12 protein-coding genes are annotated in these 16,981 nt (G+C 67.3%); 7 read left to right on the top strand and 5 right to left on the bottom strand.

Annotated features, from left to right (window positions below; translation table 11 throughout):
* Positions 1 to 20 precede the first annotated feature (20 nt).
* The 7 genes from G6N26_RS05035 (at position 21) to G6N26_RS05005 (ending at position 8,419) form a co-directional block, all read left to right on the top strand.
* The gene (locus tag G6N26_RS05035; RefSeq protein ID WP_067176946.1) at positions 21 to 704 is read left to right on the top strand and encodes a TetR/AcrR family transcriptional regulator; all 684 of its coding nucleotides are present in this window, start codon (positions 21 to 23) and stop codon (positions 702 to 704) included.
* 250 nt (positions 705 to 954) lie between these two features.
* Positions 955 to 2,160 (top strand): cytochrome P450, encoded by a 1,206-nt coding sequence (locus tag G6N26_RS05030; protein ID WP_067176949.1) that lies wholly within the window; start codon positions 955 to 957, stop codon positions 2,158 to 2,160.
* An 8-nt stretch (positions 2,161 to 2,168) separates the two neighbouring features.
* Positions 2,169 to 3,005, top strand: a complete 837-nt coding sequence (locus G6N26_RS05025; RefSeq protein WP_067176955.1) for a mycofactocin-coupled SDR family oxidoreductase — start codon at positions 2,169 to 2,171, stop codon at positions 3,003 to 3,005.
* A 34-nt stretch (positions 3,006 to 3,039) separates the two neighbouring features.
* Positions 3,040 to 4,011, top strand: coding sequence for an enoyl-CoA hydratase/isomerase family protein (locus tag G6N26_RS05020; protein ID WP_083018580.1), 972 nt, complete (start codon positions 3,040 to 3,042; stop codon positions 4,009 to 4,011).
* A gap of 19 nt (positions 4,012 to 4,030) precedes the next feature.
* Positions 4,031 to 6,382: a CaiB/BaiF CoA transferase family protein gene (locus G6N26_RS05015; RefSeq protein ID WP_083018577.1), complete on the top strand. Its 2,352-nt coding sequence runs from the start codon at positions 4,031 to 4,033 to the stop codon at positions 6,380 to 6,382.
* A complete protein-coding gene (locus tag G6N26_RS05010; protein ID WP_083018575.1) occupies positions 6,379 to 7,140 on the top strand; it encodes an SDR family NAD(P)-dependent oxidoreductase in 762 nt (253 codons plus the stop codon). Before G6N26_RS05015 ends, G6N26_RS05010 begins: the two co-directional genes overlap by 4 nt.
* A gap of 19 nt (positions 7,141 to 7,159) precedes the next feature.
* Positions 7,160 to 8,419: a hypothetical protein gene (locus G6N26_RS05005; protein ID WP_083018676.1), complete on the top strand. Its 1,260-nt coding sequence runs from the start codon at positions 7,160 to 7,162 to the stop codon at positions 8,417 to 8,419.
* Between the two features lie 2 nt (positions 8,420 to 8,421).
* Here G6N26_RS05005 and G6N26_RS05000 read toward each other — a convergent pair whose 3' ends face one another.
* From G6N26_RS05000 to car, 5 genes are all read right to left on the bottom strand, one after another.
* Entirely contained in the window at positions 8,422 to 9,789 is a 1,368-nt protein-coding gene (locus G6N26_RS05000) for an HNH endonuclease signature motif containing protein (protein WP_163648723.1), read from the bottom strand.
* Between the two features lie 141 nt (positions 9,790 to 9,930).
* Positions 9,931 to 11,049 (bottom strand): M24 family metallopeptidase, encoded by a 1,119-nt coding sequence (locus tag G6N26_RS04995; RefSeq protein WP_083020164.1) that lies wholly within the window; start codon positions 11,047 to 11,049, stop codon positions 9,931 to 9,933.
* Positions 11,039 to 12,274 carry a M24 family metallopeptidase gene (locus G6N26_RS04990; protein ID WP_083020161.1) on the bottom strand — a complete coding sequence of 412 codons (1,236 nt, stop codon included), beginning with the start codon at positions 12,272 to 12,274 and terminating at the stop codon, positions 11,039 to 11,041. The genes G6N26_RS04995 and G6N26_RS04990 overlap by 11 nt, the downstream gene beginning before the upstream one ends.
* Entirely contained in the window at positions 12,271 to 13,443 is a 1,173-nt protein-coding gene (locus G6N26_RS04985; RefSeq protein WP_083020169.1) for an amidohydrolase family protein, read from the bottom strand. The genes G6N26_RS04990 and G6N26_RS04985 overlap by 4 nt, the downstream gene beginning before the upstream one ends.
* Before the next feature lie 33 nt (positions 13,444 to 13,476).
* Positions 13,477 to 16,980 carry a carboxylic acid reductase gene (gene car / locus G6N26_RS04980; RefSeq protein WP_083020159.1) on the bottom strand — a complete coding sequence of 1,168 codons (3,504 nt, stop codon included), beginning with the start codon at positions 16,978 to 16,980 and terminating at the stop codon, positions 13,477 to 13,479.
* Position 16,981 lies beyond the last annotated feature (1 nt).

Raw genomic sequence — 16,981 nt, 5'->3', positions numbered from 1 at the left:
GGTCTCGATCCTGAATAACAATGGATAAACGACGAAAGCCTAATCCCGCCGAGCGCCGCCGCGATCTCTGCGATGCGGCGATTCGATTGTTGGCCGATGACGGGGCCAAAGGCCTGAGCCATTTGAAGGTGGACCGCAAGGCGGGCGTGCCGGACGGCACGACGTCGTTCTATTTCCGCACCCGCTCGGCGCTGCTGCGGGCCGTCGCGGAGCGTTCGGCCGAGCTCGACCTCGCCGAACTGCAGGCGATCGCGGACAGCTCCGATGCCGGCGGCGAGGCCGCCGCACCCTCGCGGCTGTCGCAGGTCGTCATCCAGGCCGGCAGCGACCCGCAGCTGTACCGGACCAGGGCGCGTTACGAGCTGACCATGCAGGCCACCCGCGACCCCGCGCTCGCCGCGATCCTGCAGCAGGCCACCGACGAGTTCACCAAGCTGCACCGGGAGATCCTCGTGCAGCTCATGCCACACGGCGCGGACCTGGACCCGGCCGTCGTCGAGGATCTGAGCAACGTCACGCTCACGTTCATCAACGGCCTGCTGCAGCGGTTCGCCCATGGCGACCGGATCGTCGACAGCGCCGAACAGCTCGACGGCGTCCTGTCGGCGATCGCGGCCGGGATCCTGAGGAGTTCGGACAAGGGCCGGCTCACCCAGGCGGGCGGCCTGCGGGTGCTGCGCGGCGGGGCGGCCGGATCCCGATGAACGCCCCGACCGGATGCGGCGCGCGGTGCTCTGCCCCTTGCCAGAGCACCCGCAGTATGGTTCTCTACGAGAATAGAGTGAGCCCACGTTCATGCGCCGTTTTCAGCCGAAATTGTGCACATGCCAGAGCGACGCAATTAAGCGGAGTGTGTAAATTGCCCCGGACCGAATCCAGCGCTGCGACGCTGGCAGCGCCGGCCCCGGTGCACGTCATGCGGGCGTCCAAAACTGCAGCGGTAGGAGGGGTTTCGTGACGGCGAGCACCGACAGCCATGTTCGTTTCGATCCATACGACGTCGGGCTGATCGCCGACCCGTATCCGATGTTCGCCCGCCTGCGCGCGGAGGCGCCGCTGTACTACAACGCCGAATTCGACTTCTACGCGGTGAGCCGCTACGCCGACGTCAGCAAGGCGCTCGTCGATCACGAGACCTACAGCTCCGCGCGCGGCGCGATCCTGGAACTGATCAAGGCGAATCTCGAAATCCCGTCGGGCATGTTGATCTTCGAAGACCCGCCGATCCACGACGTGCACCGCAAACTGTTGTCGCGGATGTTCACCCCGCGCCGGATCGCCGCGCTCGAGCCGATGATCCGCGATTTCTGCGCTGCGCTCCTGGATCCGCTGGTGGGCTCGGGACACTTCGATTTCGTCACCGACCTGGGCGCGCAGATGCCGATGAAGGTCATCAGCATGTTGCTCGGCATTCCCGAAGACGACCAGGAGTACATCCGCGACCGCGGCAACGCGCAGTTGCGTACGGAGGCCGGCAAGCCCATGGACGCGGCCCAGCACGGCCTGTCCGTGGGCGAGCAGTTCGAGGCGTACATCGACTGGCGCGCCGAGCATCCGTCCGACGACATCATGACCGAACTCCTCAACGTCGAGTTCGTCGATGAAAAGGGTGTCAACCGGCACCTCAGCCGCGAAGAGATCCTCGTGTACCTCAACGTCGTCGCCGGGGCGGGCAACGAAACGACCACACGGCTGATCGGTTGGTCCGGAAAGGTTCTCGCCGAACACCCCGACCAGCGCCGCGACCTCGTCGAGAACCCCGCGCTCATCCCGCAGGCCATCGAAGAGCTGTTGCGTTACGAGCCGCCGGCCCCGCATGTGTCCCGGTACGTGACCCGCGACGTCACCGTGCACGACCAGACGGTGCCCGAAGGCAGCGTGATGATGATGCTCATCGGATCGGCGTGCCGCGACGAGGCCCAGTTCGGTCCCGACGCAGGCGAATTCAACATTCATCGCACGGTCCGACCGCACCTCACCTTCAGCATGGGCACGCACTTCTGCCTGGGCTCGGCGCTGGCGCGCCTCGAGGGCCGCGTCGCGCTGGAGGAGATTCTCAAGCGCTTCCCCGAGTGGGAGGTCGACCTGAGCAAGGCCACCCTGAGCCCGACCTCCACGGTGCGGGGCTGGGAGTGCATGCCGGCGCTGGTGTCACGATGACAAGTCGGGTGAATGGGCGGGTAGAAGGCAAGGTAGCTTTCATCAGCGGTGCCGCCCGCGGTCAGGGCCGTAGCCATGCCGTGCGCCTGGCGCAGGAGGGCGCCGACATCATCGCGATCGACGTCTGCGGGCCGATCGAGAACCTGGCGTATCCCCACTCGACGCCTGAAGACCTCGCCGAAACCGCCGATCTGGTCAAGGCTCTCGACCGGCGCATCGTGACCGCGCAGGTCGACGTCCGCGACTACGACGCGCTGAAGGCGGCCGTGGACAGCGGGGTGGAACAGCTCGGCCGCCTCGACATCATCGTCGCGAACGCCGGCATCGGCACCTTCGGTAACAAGCTGCACAAGATCCGCGAGAACATCTGGCGGGACATGATCGACGTGAACCTCTCCGGCGTCTGGCACACCGTCAAGGTCGGTGTGCCCCACATCATCTCCGGGGGTCAGGGCGGTTCCATCGTGTTGACCGGTTCCGTCGGATCACACAAGGCCATGGCCCACACCGGCCACTACATTGCCGCAAAGCATGGTGTGCTGGGCCTGATGCGGGCCTTCGCGGTCGAGCTGGGCGAGCACAATATTCGGGTCAACTCGGTGCACCCGAGCCAGGTCAACACCCCGATGACGATCAACGAGGTGACGTTCCGGCTGTTTCGGCCGGACCTGGAAAATCCGGGGCCGGATGATTTCGCGCCGTTCTCCCAAATGATGCACACGTTGCCGGTACCGTGGGTCGAAGCCGTCGATATCAGCAACGCCGTCCTGTTCCTCGCTTCGGACGAATCCCGTTACATCACAGGCGTTTCGCTGCCCGTCGACGCGGGCGCTCTGCTCAAGTAAGCGTTTACACCAATTCAACTAAAGGAAGAAGACTATGCCCGAATTCGACTATGAAGAATTGAAGAAGGAAGCCGAGCAGTACATCAAGTTCGAGAAGGACAAGAAGAACCGGATCGCCTACATCACCTTCGACCGTCCCGACGCGCAGAACGCCACCAGCCTGGGCATGCGGCAGAACTACGCCGACCTGATCCACAAGTGCAACGTGGACGACGACGTCAAGGTCGTCGTAATCCGGGGCGAGGGACAGGATTTCGGTAGCGGCGGCGACCTGCCCGAGCAGCGCCCGATGCTGGAGAACCCCGGCCTCCCGTTGCATCACGAGCTGGCCATCAACGACGACGACGTCAAGTACCCGCCGGGTGGGTCCTACCGCTACCTGTCCACCGTCACCGACTTCTATGCCAAGGCGCGCGCCGGAAACCGTCCGCTGCAAGAACTTCGGAAGGTCAGCATCATCGAGGCCAAGGGCTACTGCTACGGCTGGCACTTCTACCAGGCCGGCGACGCCGACCTGGTGATCTCCTCCGACGACGCCCTGTTCGGGCACCCGGCGTTCCGGTACGTCGGCTGGGGGCCGCGTCTGTGGTGGTGGGCCGAGACGATGGGCCTGCGGAAGTTCTCCGAAATGCTGTTCACCGGGCGGCCTTTCAGCGCCAAGGAGATGTACGACTGCGGGTTCGTCAACAGCGTGGTGCCCCGCGACCAGCTGGAGAAGGAAACCGAGAAGTACGCGCTGGCGTGCTCCAAGGCGCGCCCGACCGACACCGTCGCCGTCCAGAAGACGTTCCTGGAGCTCTACAAGCAGCACAAGGGCGAGTACTTCGGCAGCCTGCTGACCGGCATGGTCGAGGGCATGCTGCCGATGATCCAGAACGATGTGGACAACACCGTCGACCTGACGGGCGGCACGTTCGAAAAGGGCCTCAACAACGTAGTGAAGGACAACGACCTCAACTTCCCGCCGGAGTGGCGACTGAGCCGCTCGGGGCGCGCGAAGCCCTGACGGCCTTGCGAGGGCGCGCATGTCGGCGCTGACGGCCTTCAGGGTCATCGAGCTGGCGGGGTCGGTCGCGGGGGAGTACTGCGGAAAGCTCCTGGCCGACTTCGGCGCCGAGGTGATCAAGGTCGAGGCGCCAGGACACGGCAGCCCGACCAGGGCCATGGCTCCCCGCCTCGCCGACGGCGTCGAGGGCAGCGCGTTGTTCGCCTACCTGAACACGAACAAGCGGTCGGTCGTTCTCGACGCCACCTCGCGCGCCGACGCGGAGCGTCTGGAACGCCTCATCGGCGGTGCCGACGCGGTCATCGGTGACGGCGACACCGATTGGCCGCGGCGGCACCGGGGCGTGGTGTTCTGCTCGATCACGCCGTTCGGCGGGAGCGCCCCGGCCGAGTACGCGAACGCCAAGAGCATCAACGTGTTCCACGCCAGCGGCTGGGGATATCACACCCCCAGCCATCCGGACCCGACCAGGCCGCCGCTGCGGGGGCCCGGCCGGTTCCTGGCGGACTACGAGGCCGGGCTGGAGGCGGCGCTGTGCGTCGCGGCGGCGTTGTTCGGGCGCCTGCACTCCGGCCGGGGCGAGGCCATCGACGTCTCGCAGCAGGCCGTGCTGGTCTCGCGCGCCGACTGCATCCTGGGGCGCCTGGTCACCGGCGAAGTCCCCGCCGTCGGCACCCGCGACGACTACGACCAGCAGGGCCCGGCGTCATTCTTCGCCTGCGCCGACGGCTTCGTCTATCTGTACATGACCAGCCGCGCCCACTGGGTCGGCGTCAAAGAGCTGATGGGACGCCCGGATTGGCTCGACGACTTCGACGACGACTGGCTGGAGTTCGCCGTGACGCCGGACAAGGTGGCGGCGTTCCAGCGAGGATTCGCGGCGTGGGTCGGCGACCTGTCCAAGGAGACGGCGGCCGACGAGGCTCAGCGCCTGGGCGTGCCGCTGGTGCCCGTGAACGAGGCCGCCGATCTGCACCGCTCGCCCCAGTACGTCCATCGTGGTTTCTTTTCCGACATCAGCCACCCGGTGCTGGGCGACGCGGCGTACCCCACGGTGCCGTACCTGTTCAGCGCGTCGCCGGCTGAAATCACCTCGGCGGCGCCCGCTCTGGGTGGCGACACCGCGTCGGTCCTCGGCGGACTCGACGCCCTACCCGCTCCACCGCGGGTGCACTCGGCGCAGCTGAAGCCGCCGCAGAACCCACGCGGCGGCCCCCTGGAGGGGGTGCGTGTCGTCGAGCTCACCAAGGTCTGGGCCGGTCCCTATGCCGGCAAGCTGCTGGCGCTGCTGGGCGCCGAGGTGATCAAGGTCGAAACCGCGGCGCTGCCCGAGGAGATGCGCGCCTACGGCGGCACCGACATCAACCACGCGCCTTTCTTCCTGAGCATCAACCCCGAGATCCTGAGCGTGGACATCGACATCAAGTCCGCCGAGGGCATGGCGCAACTGCGGGACCTGATCGCCCGCAGCGACATCGTCATCAACAACCTGCGGCCGGGGGCGATGGAACGCCAGGGCCTCGGGTATCAGCAGCTCACCGAGATCAAACCCGACATCATCTCGGTGTCGATCAAAATGTGGGGCAATGACGGACCGCTGGGGCATCAGACGGGGTATGCACCCTGTTTCGCCGCACTTGCCGGGCTCGGACCGCTGGTCGGCTACCCCGGCGGCCCCCCGCTCGGAACCAGCATGCGCTACGGCGATTCCACCGTCGGCGCGGCGGCCGCCTACGCCGCCGTGGTGGCGTTGCTGCATCGCGAGCTCACCGGCGCAGGGCAATTCGTCGACGTGTCGGCCGTCGAAACCCTCTCCTCGATGATCGGGGACTGCCTGCTCGAACACAGCCTGACCGGACGGGACCTGGGGCCCGACGGCAACCAGGATCCCGACATGTGCCCACACGGTTGCTACCCGTGCGCCGATGGGTCTTGGGTCAGCGTGGCCGTCGCCGACGACACCGAATGGCGGCGGTTGTGCGGCGTGCTCGGTGCCGCGTCGCTGGCCGCCGACCCCCGCTACGCCACCTCAGACGACCGGCACCGGCACGCCGAGCCCCTGGACGGCGATCTGGCGGCGCTGACCCGCGATCTCGATGCCGAGGAACTCGCTCGTCAGCTACGTGAAGCGGGAGTGCCGGCAACCAAGAGCGCCACCGCGATGGATGTGATTGCCGACCAACAACTCTGGGACCGCGAGCTGTATCGCTTCGTTTCGGACCACCGCGAAGGCCAGCGACCGGTGCTGGGGCCGTCGTGGCGGATGGCGCGCAACCCCGCGCGGATAGCGCGCGGCGCACCGGACCTGGGTGAGGACACCGACTACGTTCTACACGAGATACTGGGCACGCAACCGACGGGTGGATCATGACGACATTGGCGCACACCGCGGCCCTGGTGACCGGCGCCAGCAGTGGCATCGGAGCGGCGACGGCCAAAGCGCTGGCCGCCGACGGGGCGGCGGTGGCTCTCCTCGCGCGCCGCGCCGATCGGCTGGCGGAGCTGAGGAGCGAGATCGAATCCGCCGGCGGCACAGCGCTCGTCGTCACCGCCGACGTCACCGACGCCGAGCAGGTCGCAGCCGCCGTGCAGCGCACCGTCGCCGAGTTCGGGCGCCTCGACACCCTGGTGAACAACGCCGGTCTGATGCAGTCGGCGCCCGCGACCGAAGCGCCGCTGCAGGACTGGGACAACATGGTGGCCGTCAACGTGCAGGGCGTCCTCTACGCGACCCGCGCGGCGCTGCAGCACCTGATCGACGCCGCCGCCGACTCGCCACGCGGCGTGGCGGACCTGGTCACCATCAGTTCCACCGCCGGCTGGGTGGCCCGGCCGAACACCGCCGTGTACTCGCTCACCAAGTTCGGGATCAACGCCTTCAGCGAGGGCATCCGCCAAGAGGTGCTCGGCAAGCGGGTGCGCGTCGGCGTGGTGGGGCCGGGGACGGTCGATACCGAGATCTTCAGCCATCTGGCCGAATCCTCGCGGGAGGCCTTCGAAAAGCAGACGTCCGGCATGGTGATGCTGCGGCCCGAGGACATCGCCGACGCGGTCCTGTTCATGGTCACCCGCGATCGCCGGGTGGCGGTCAACCACATGCTGGTGCGCGCCGCCGAGCAGACCTGGTAGCGGTGTGAGTTCGCACTGGGTGGTCGGCGATCAGCACGGCTTGCCGATCCCGGCCGATCCCGCGACCCTGCTTAGCGGTGGGGCTTCGTTCCTCACCAAGGCCTTTCGGGCCTCGGGCGTCCTTGGCGACAACAGCGTCGCTCGCATCAGTGATTACCGCGAGATCAGCGGCGGCAGCACCGGACGCAAGGTGGTGCTGTCGGTCGAATACGACCGTCCCGCGCCCGATCTGCACACCGACCTGTTCGTGAAGTTCTCCCGAGATCTCGATAATCCGGTGCGCGACCGCGGAAAGACGCAGATGGAACCCGAGGTCCGCTTCGCCTCGCTGTCGCGCGCCCCGGAATTTCCCATCGCCGTACCCTGCCCGCAGTTCGCCGACTATCACCGCCCCACCGGCACGGGTCTGCTGATCACCGAGCGAATCAGCTTTGGCAACAACGGGTTCGAGCGCCAATACCACAAGTGTCTCGATTACGAGATGCCCGAACCCGTCCAGCACTACCGCGCGTTGCTGACCGCGCTGGCGCGGCTTGCCGGCACGCATCGCTCCGGCCGGCTGCCCGCGGAACTGACCGCTCACTTTCCGTTGGACGTGCAGGCGGCGACGGTCGGGGAGCGGGCACCGTTGTCACCGGAGAGGCTGGACCGGCGGGTAAGCCAACTCGCCGAATTCGCGCGCACCCATCCGGGATTGCTCCCGGCGAACGTCGGCTCACCGGAATTCCTGGACCGCCTGCGCCGCGACGTGCCCCGCGTGGCACGCCACGAGCAGGCGATCGCACACCAATTGGCCGACGACTCCGACTATGTCGCGCTGTGCCACTGGAACGCCAACATCGACAATGCGTGGTTCTGGCGCGACGCCGGCGACACGTTGCACTGCGGCCTGCTGGATTGGGGATGCGTCGGCCAGATGAACCTGGGCATGGCCCTGTGGGGAGCGATGTCCGGCTCCGAGACCGAGATGTGGGACGCCCATCTCGACGAGCTGCTGCACCTGTTCGTCGCGGAATACGAGCGCTGCGGCGGACCGGGTCTCGACCCGGCACGCTTGCGTCGGCACATGCTGCTCTATGCGGCGGCCATGGGCATCGTATGGCTGCTGGACGTGCCGGCCTTGATCCGCAAGCGATTCGACAGCGTTCCGCGCACCCGCAAGGATCCGCGCATCAGGGACGACGAAGGCGTGCGCGCGCCGCTGCAAATGCTGTCGAACCTGCTGAGTGCGTGGGAACGGCACCGCGTGGGGGAGCTACTGGAAGAAGTGCTGCCGTAGCGTCAAACGGGGTCGTCGTCTTGGTCGTAGTTCAGGTTTCGTTCGGGGTGGTGGTAGGTGTTGGTGTGGGGTTGGCCGCGGTCGAATTCTGGTGGGGGTTTCCATTCGGTGTCGCCTTTGGCGTTTTTGCGGGTGCTCCAGCCGCCGGGTTGGAGCATGCGGTGATGGGGTCCGCAGGCGAAGGTGAGGTCGTTGATGTCGGTGGTGTGGCACTTGCTGTAGTCGGTGACGTGGTGGACTTCGCAGTAGTAGCCCTTGGTGCCGCAGCCCGGTGCCGTGCAGCCGCGGGCCATGGCGTACAACACGATTCGTTGCCCGGGTGAGGCCAGGCGTTTGGTGTGATACAGGGCCAGGGCGTTGCCTTTGTCGAAGATGGCCAGGTAGTGGTTGGCGTGGCGGTCCAGGCGGATCACATCACTCATCGGCAAAATCGTGCCCCCACCGGTCAAGCCGCGCCCGGCGGCGGCCTCGAGCTCTTGCAGGGTGGTGGTGACGATGATGGAGGCCGGTAACCCGTTGTGCTGGCCCAGCTTCCCGGAGGCCAACAGCGCGCGCAGCGCGGCCAGCAGGGCGTCGTGGCCGCGTTGGGCGCGCGAGCGGGTGTCGGCGTCGATGGCGGCTTGGCTGGGCGTCCCATCCACACAGGGGGTCTGGTCGCCGGGGTTGCACATGCCCGGGGCACCCAGTTTGGCTTCCACGGCTTCCAGGGTGGCGCGTAGCTCGGGGGTGATCAGGCCCCGCAGCGCCGACATGCCATCGGGTTGTTGGCCACCCAGGATCAGGCCGCGCTGGCGGGCCCGGTCCTCATCGGTGAAGGTGCCATCGGGATTGAGGGCATTGGCCAGTCCGCGGGCCAGCTCTTTGAGGTGTTCGGGGCCGAATTGGGTGCCGAGCTCGGCCAGTTGGGCTTCGGCGACCTCGCGGGCCGCGGCGCTGACCCAGCCGGGTAGGTGGTGGTAGAAGTTGCGGATCACCGCCACCTGGCCAGCACCCAGGGTGCCGGCGCGTTGGGCGGCGGCGGTGGCGGCCAGGGCGGGCGGCATGGGTTCACCGGTTAGGCCATGGCGTTGACCTAGATCGGCGGCTTCTTTGATGCGCCGGGAGGCTTCGTTGCGGCTGATCAGGGTGCGCTCGGTCAACGCGTGGGAGAGCCCGGCGCCCAGTTCTTGGGAGGGGACCTGGCGGGCAAGGGAATTGAGCAGCGGATGCTCGATGACCGGAAGGCGCCGGCGCAGCCGTTCACAGCGCTCCAACACCGCCAGCTGCTGCTGGATGGTCAACGCATCAAGCACCAACGCGCAGGCACGGTCCACCTCGGCATCGAGCGCATCGAACACCGCATCGACCTCAGCCTGACTACTTGAACTCACACCGCCAAACTAACGACACCCACCGACAGAAAACCCCGCATTGTGACCACAGAAACCACAGTCACACAAGGGATTTCGGTATACGCTTCCGATATCCGTAATCGCGCCGGCGCGAGGCGGGGAGCGCCCGCCGCCGTTAGGCTAACCCCAAGCGGGACTGGCGGTCAGCACGTCGGCGCCGTCCTCGGTGACGTGGACGGTGTCCCGGCGGAACACCGCTCCGACACCCTGTTGCCACACGTAGCCGGTGATCGCCAAGACCATGCCCGCCTCGAGTTGGTCGTGCTCACCCGCGGCCAGCAGCGCTTCCGACACGACGGGCGGATCGAAACCCAGCCCCAGCCCGTGCGCGATCGGCATCGGCGGTATCGACTCACCGACCGCCTCATAGGCGGCCAGCAGATCGCCGGTGGGCACCCCGGGACGACAGGCGGCAAGCATCTTGTCGTACAACGCGTTCGAGCGCGCGAAGAGCTCACGCGCCTCGCCGCTGACAACATCGCCGGCCGGCCAGGTGCGGCCCACCTCGGCGACGTAGCCGTCCGCGAGCGCGCCGGCGGCCAGCGCGACGAGGTCGCCCGGTCGGATCTCATCTCCGGCAGCGCGACGCCATGGCTGTTCCCGCGACGTCACCCACGCGGCGTCCTGGGTGGCCGGCGTGCTCACCCCGCCGGCGGCCATCGCCTCCATCATCACCCCGGCCAGGGTCCGCTCCGACGCCCCCGGCGCCAATTCGGCCAGGGCAGTGGCGAGCCCGTGTTCGGCGACACGAAGGGCCGCGCCCATCGCGGCGATTTCGCCGGGCGTCTTGATGCGTCGCGCCGCCCGCATCGCAGGCTCGGCGTCGACGAGCTCGGCATTGGGAAACGCCTCGGGCAGCAGCGCCGCGAAAGTCGGTGTGATCGCGTCGGTTCCGACCCGCCGCGCCGCCTCGGCGCCGTCGACCTTCTTCAGAACGTCGATGAGCGTCATCGGGTTCCAGGCCAGCCCGTACAGGTGATCGTGGCCGATCTCCTCCGGAACGCCCTCGTCGTCGGTGCTGTTGAGGTAGATGTCTCCGGTGGCACGCACCAGCACGCACATCGGACCGAACGGTCGCGTGCCCGCTATCCACAGCTGCGGAGCGCCGGTGACGTAACGGATGTTGGCCTGCCGGCCGAGCACCAGGATGTCCAGGCCGTGCTCCTCCATCTGGGCTAGCGCCCGATCCCTGCGGCCCGACCGCAACGCGTGTGCGTCGGGCAGAACTTCAGTCGCCATAGGGGGTGTACGGGTAGTCGGTGATCGGCGCGTAGCCGTCTTCGGTGATCACCACGATCTCCTCACTGCGGTAGCCTCCGGTGCCGTCCTCCCACACCACGGGTTCCAGCACGAGAACCATGCCGGGCGGGAAGACGAAGTTGTCGTCGAACTCCTCGCCGAGATCCGTCCCGATCATCGGCGCCTCGGCGGGATAGGTGCCGATGCCGTGGCCCAGATAGAAATGCGGCAGCCACGGTTTGCGACCGCCGTTTGCCGCTATCGCCGCGCGCGCCAGGTCGCCTGAGGTCACGCCGGCTTTGGTGACCGCGAGTACGGCGTCCAAAATGGTGCGCCACTGCCGGAATTGGTCTTGCTGTCGTGGCGTGGGAGCCTCGCCGACCACCCAGGTGCGGCCGAAGTCGGAGCAGTATCCGTGGTAGGTGATGCTGATGTCGGTCCACAGCACGTCGCCGGCCGCCAGTTCACGATCGGTGGGCAGCAGCGGCAGCGCGAGATCGCCGTGCGTCGTCCACACTCCGGCTTCCCGCGAGCTCGGCATCACCTGCCAGATGGCTTCCAGCATGTTGGTGGTGGCGCCCAGCTCGAACGCGCGACGCACGAACGTGGCCGACAGATCGATCTGACGCACACCGGGTTTCAGCGCCTGCTGCACGTCGACGATCGCCCGTTCGGTGATGCGGGCCGCCCGATGCAGACAAGACAACTCGTCCCGGGTCTTCACCAGTTGCGCGGCGCCCAGCACGATCGCCGCGTCGGTCGGCGCACCCGCGGGAAACAGCTTGGCCGCCGCCCGCCGCATCGCACCGGTGAGTTCGTCGACGGCGACGTTGGCTCCCGGCGGGACGATCCCTGCTAGCTTCCGCGCGAAATCCTCGACGCCATGGTCGAATTCGAGGTAGGCCGGACCGTGCAGATGATCGTCGGGCACGGGATACTCCGCGGACGCCCCGCCGCGGAACGGCATGAACAGGTGCGGATGCACGTCGTCGGCGAGCACGACGGCGACTGGGCGCTCCACGTGTGACAGGCCGGCGTCCAGGAGCGGCCAGCTGGCACCGGTCGCGTAGCCGACATAGCCGTTCATCAGCAGGATCAGGGCGTCGACACCGTGTTCGGCCATGGCGGATCGCAGCCGCGCGCCGATCTCGGTGCGCATGCGCGCCCAGTCCGGCTCATCGGGGATGTCGAGCACGGAGGCGCGGGCAGTAACCGAATTCGTCATGCGGGGATTCCCAGGAAGTTCCTGATGTTGCCGCCGACCACGCGAACGGCATCCTCGGGACCGACCGCGTCGACCACCGCGGCCAGCGACCGCTCCGAGTAGCCGAAAGTGCTTTCGTTGTGCGGGTAATCGGACGACCACATCACCTTGTCGATACCGATCTCGTCGATCTGCCGCAGCCCCAGCGGATCGACCATGAACGAGGCGCACATGTGCGCGTCCCAGTAGTGCCGGACGTCACGTGCCGGCTGGTGGGCCAGCATGTGCCGATAGGAGGCCAGAACGTGCTCGGCGTCCTGCAGGGCCGTCGGCACCCAGGCGATTCCGCCTTCGAACCAGCCGATCCGCAGTCGGGGATGCTGGTCCAGGATGCCGCCGAAGATGTACTTGGAGAACATCTCCCGGAAAGAGTCGATGTTGACCATCATGGCCACCGCGACGCTGTTGACCTCGCTGGGGAACTTGGGCTGGCTCTCGCCGATGTGGTGGGTGACGGGCAGCCCGGCGTCCTCGATCTCGTCCCAGACCGCGCTCATCGCCGTGCTCGAATAGTCGATGGGCTGCCCGTCGCGATCGTTGCCGGGGCTGATCGGCATCAGAAACGTCGTGAGCCCCAATGCCTTTAGCTCGGCGAGCGTGCGCCGCGCCCCGGCCGGATCCCACCAGTTGATCAGCCCGACCCCGTAGCAATGGCCGTCGGAGCGCTCCTGAACGCCGGCGATGTGCTCGTTGTAGACACGAAAGATCCGCTCGCGAACCTCGTGGTCGGGGTGGTGGAACAGCGCGAGCACCGCGTTGGGGAAGGCAAGTTCCTTGTCGACGCCGTCCTCGGCGAGCTCGCGAACCCGGGCGTCGACGTTGTTGGTGGCCGCCCCGGCCAGGTCGTCGTATTGCATGAGCACCGCGCTGAAATCGCCCACCACCATCGATTGCCCGGGCGGGCCGAGCAGATACGCACCGTCCTCATACCAGATCCGGGGCGCCTGATCCTTCAGCTCGGCGGGAAAGCCTTCGTAGAAGATGTCGTCGGCCACCGAGATGTGGTTGTCGGCGGAGAACACCTCGGTACCCGGCGGCAGGCCGGTGCTGAACTCCGCCGCGTGACCGCGCCGGTCCTTGGGCGCACCGATCACGCCTTCGGGGTAAAGGGTTTGGGCTGGGCTGGACATCATCGTCCCTTCGTTTTCCAGATCAGTTCGCGTTCAGCGGGTCAGCACACCGATCCGCTGGAGATCGGCCAGGTATTTGTCGATCAGCTCCCTCGACACGTGGGGGATCGCGCGCCCGGCGGCATGGACGGCCGCCCGGAACCGCTCTCCGGGCACCGGCGATCCTGACACCGCGGCCATGGGTTCACGGTAGACGTCGAGCACCGCCAGCACCGACTGTCCACGCTGATTCTCCGGGAGTGCGCGCATCGCCGTCTCGAACCGAGCGAGCCAGGCCGAGTAATCGTCGATCTTTTCGACCGGATATCCCGCCGCGATGATCCAGTCGACGAACGTGTCCAGCGAGATTGCGTCGTCGTGCGGATTGGTCGTGTTGTAGGTGTCGAAGCTGCTGCCGTGCTGCGGCCCGATCGCGGCGATCGCATCGGCCAGGAAGTCGACCGGCAGACCCTCGTAATGCGGGTGCCCGCCGCCACCCCGGTAGAACGAGCGTGGCGCGACTCCGGTGGTGACCAGGCTGAACAGCAACCGGGTGAAGATATCCGGCACGTTGAGCTGACCCGCGTAGCGGCTGTCGGCGAGGATCATGCCGGGCCGGAACACCGCAATGGGCAACCCGCACAGGTCGTGTGCCTCGCGCATCAGGATCTCGCCCGCCCACTTGCTGATCCCGTAGCCGTTGGCGTAACCGTCGTCGACCGTGCAGCTGGGCACCGAGCGGCGGATGTCGGTGTCCTCGTCCACGAGCTGATGCGCGACGGCGCTGACGCCCATGGTGGAGACGTAGTGAATCGGCTTGAGCCGGCGCGTGATTGCCAGCCGGATGATTTCGGCGGTACCCACCACGTTGGGCGCGAACAACTGGCGGTAGGGCAGCACGTGGTTCACGTGCGCCGCCGGGTGCACGACGAGATCGACCGTATCGACCAGGCGCCGCCATGTCGCCTCGTCCAGCCCGAACCTCGGCTCGCCGATGTCGCCCGCGACGACTTCGAGATGATCGGCGGCCAGGGCCCGGAAGCGTTCCAGCAGCGCGGTGTCCGAGCCCAGCACCGCTTCGATCCGCTGACGGGCCTGCGTGGCGTCGGCGCCCCGGGTCAAGCAGATCAGGGTGCCGCCCGATTCGGCGAGGCCCTCGAGCCATTCCATGGCGAGGAACCGCCCCAGGAATCCTGTTGCGCCGGTGAGCAAGACGGTACGAACCTCGGCCGTCGGCTGCGACAACAACATGGCCGATTTCAGGATGTCGTCATCGATGAATTTGTTCAGGGTCAGGTCCTCGGCGTGCACCTCGGTTGCGCCGGCGCCGTGCACGGATGCGTACGTGGGCCGGCCGGTGCCGGGGGCGCGCTGCCGTTCGATGTGGCCGGCGATGGTGAGCAGGTCTCCGGTCGGGTCGATCACCACGCCGACCGGAACCTCGAAGCCATAGATGTCGGCGAGCAGGGTCGAAAAGGTGAGCGCCGAAAGGGAATCGCCGCCCAGGTCGATGAACCTCGCCTCCGGGGACACGTCGGCCGCGGCCACGCCCAGAGTGGCCTGAACGGCTTTGGTGACGGTCGACAGCACCGGCTGATCGGCGCCACCGGTGCGCAGGACGCGAAGCTGCCCGCGTTGATCGTCGGCGATACGCGCATACAGCTCTTCCAGCCGGTCGCCATAGCGCGCTTTGAGCTTGGGCCGCAGGAACTTTCCGACGCCGGACAGCAAGCCGTTGGCCAGGCCGAACGGTTCGGTCTCGATCAGGAAGTCGCGGGGGAGCTCGTAGCCGTTGAGTTGGTTATCGCGGGCGACCTGGCGCAGCGACTGGGCGATCGCGGACGGGTCGGCTCCGCCGTCGGTCGGCACGACCACGGCGAGCAGGAACGAGCGGGCGCTGTTGCCGTAGATGTAGATCTGATGGATCAGGGGGCTGGTCGAATACAGCGCCTCCAGGCGCGAGACCGCGACGAACTCACCCTGGGCGAGCTTGATCACGTTGTTGCGGCGGTCGACGTAGCGCAGCCGGTCCGGGCCGACCTCGGCCATGATGTCGCCGGTCTTGTAGTAGCCGTCCTCGTCGAACATCGTGGCGGTGAGGTCGGGCCGGTTGTAATAGCCGGCCATGAAGCGCGCCGACTTGACCGCCAATTCCCCTCGCGGATAAGGCTTGTCGGTGTTGAAGTAGCCGAGTTCGGGGACGTCGAGAAGCTTGTAGTCGATGACCGGCGGGCGCAGCACATGCTCGTCGGCCACGATCATTCCGCCGGCGATCTCGGTGGACGAATAGCCGATCAGCAGGTGCTGATCGAGCACCTCCTCCATGAACTCCTTGATCTCCGGCGACAACGCGGCCGAGCCGCAGCCCACCGCCAGCACGCGGCCGCCCAGGATCTCCTCGCGGATGGCCGTGATGACCTGTGCACCCACGGCATCGGGGTCGGCGCCGGCCATGGCGTGGCGGTCGAGCTCCCGCTGGAAGTGGTGATAGAACATCTCGCAGACGCGCGGCACCAGGCTCATGGACGTGGGCCGCACTAGTGAGAGGTCCTCGAACAGCGTCGAAAGATCGCTCTTGGCGGCGAAATAACTGGTGCCCCCGTTGGCCAGAGTCAAGATGACGTAGCCGTAGCCGATCAGGTGGCTCATCGGCATGTAGCTCAGCGTGATGACCGGCTGGTCGGACTGCGCGAGCCAGGTGCCGATGCACAGGCTTTCGGTGAACATCGCGCCCTTGGGTGTGCCGGTGCTGCCCGACGTGTAGAACACCCAGGCTAACGGGTCTTCGCCGGCCGCGGCGACGTGCAGGGGCGCGGGCGGCAGGACCGCGCCGTGGGTGGCGACGGCATCGATCGTTTCGAGGGTCAGCGGGCCGGCCGTTTCGGACAGTCGCGCCCGTGCGGCCTCGAAGACGGCGCGCTGGTCGTCGTCGTGGGGTTCGTAGTCGAACACGATCAAGCGCTCCGGCGGAGTGCCCGCCAATGCCGCCTCGACCGCGGTCGCGAGGTTGTCGACGCCCACGGCCAGGATGCGCGGTTGGGTTTCGGCGAGGATCGGGGCGTGCTGGCTCGCCGGCGCGCTGGTCTGCAGCGGCACCACCACGGCGCCGAGATGGATGCACGCGCATTCGATGGCCGTGTAGTCGATGCTGGCGAACCCAAGGACGCACACGAAGTCCCCCGCGCGGACCGGGAACCGTTCGTGGTGATGCCATTCGGCCGCCAGGGCCTGCACCCTGGCCCACAGGTCCGCGTAGGTGACGCTCTCGAACCGCGGCAGGAAGTGCAGCACCGACCGACCGGTTTCGGGATCGGTGATGACTTCGCGGGCGCGCTGCGCGAGTGCCGGCCGCGCGCCGTAGCCCTGCAGGACGGTCGCCATCACCTCGGCGATCCGCAGCCCAGGCGCGCGTGCGGCCGCGGCGATATCGTCGTCGGGCCGGGTGTTCCGGAACTGCTCGTCGTCGGCGTAAAGCCGCTCACGCCGCCGGGCCAGGCGTTCCCATTGGTCCTGCTGTGCACCCGGATCTTTGACGTCACTGCGACCGACGAACGCCATC

The organism is Mycobacterium marseillense (genome assembly GCF_010731675.1).
Classification (GTDB): Bacteria; Actinomycetota; Actinomycetes; order Mycobacteriales; family Mycobacteriaceae; genus Mycobacterium; species Mycobacterium marseillense.
The sequence above is the reverse complement of the archived record's forward strand: the minus strand, read 5'-3'. Positions and strand labels throughout refer to the sequence as shown.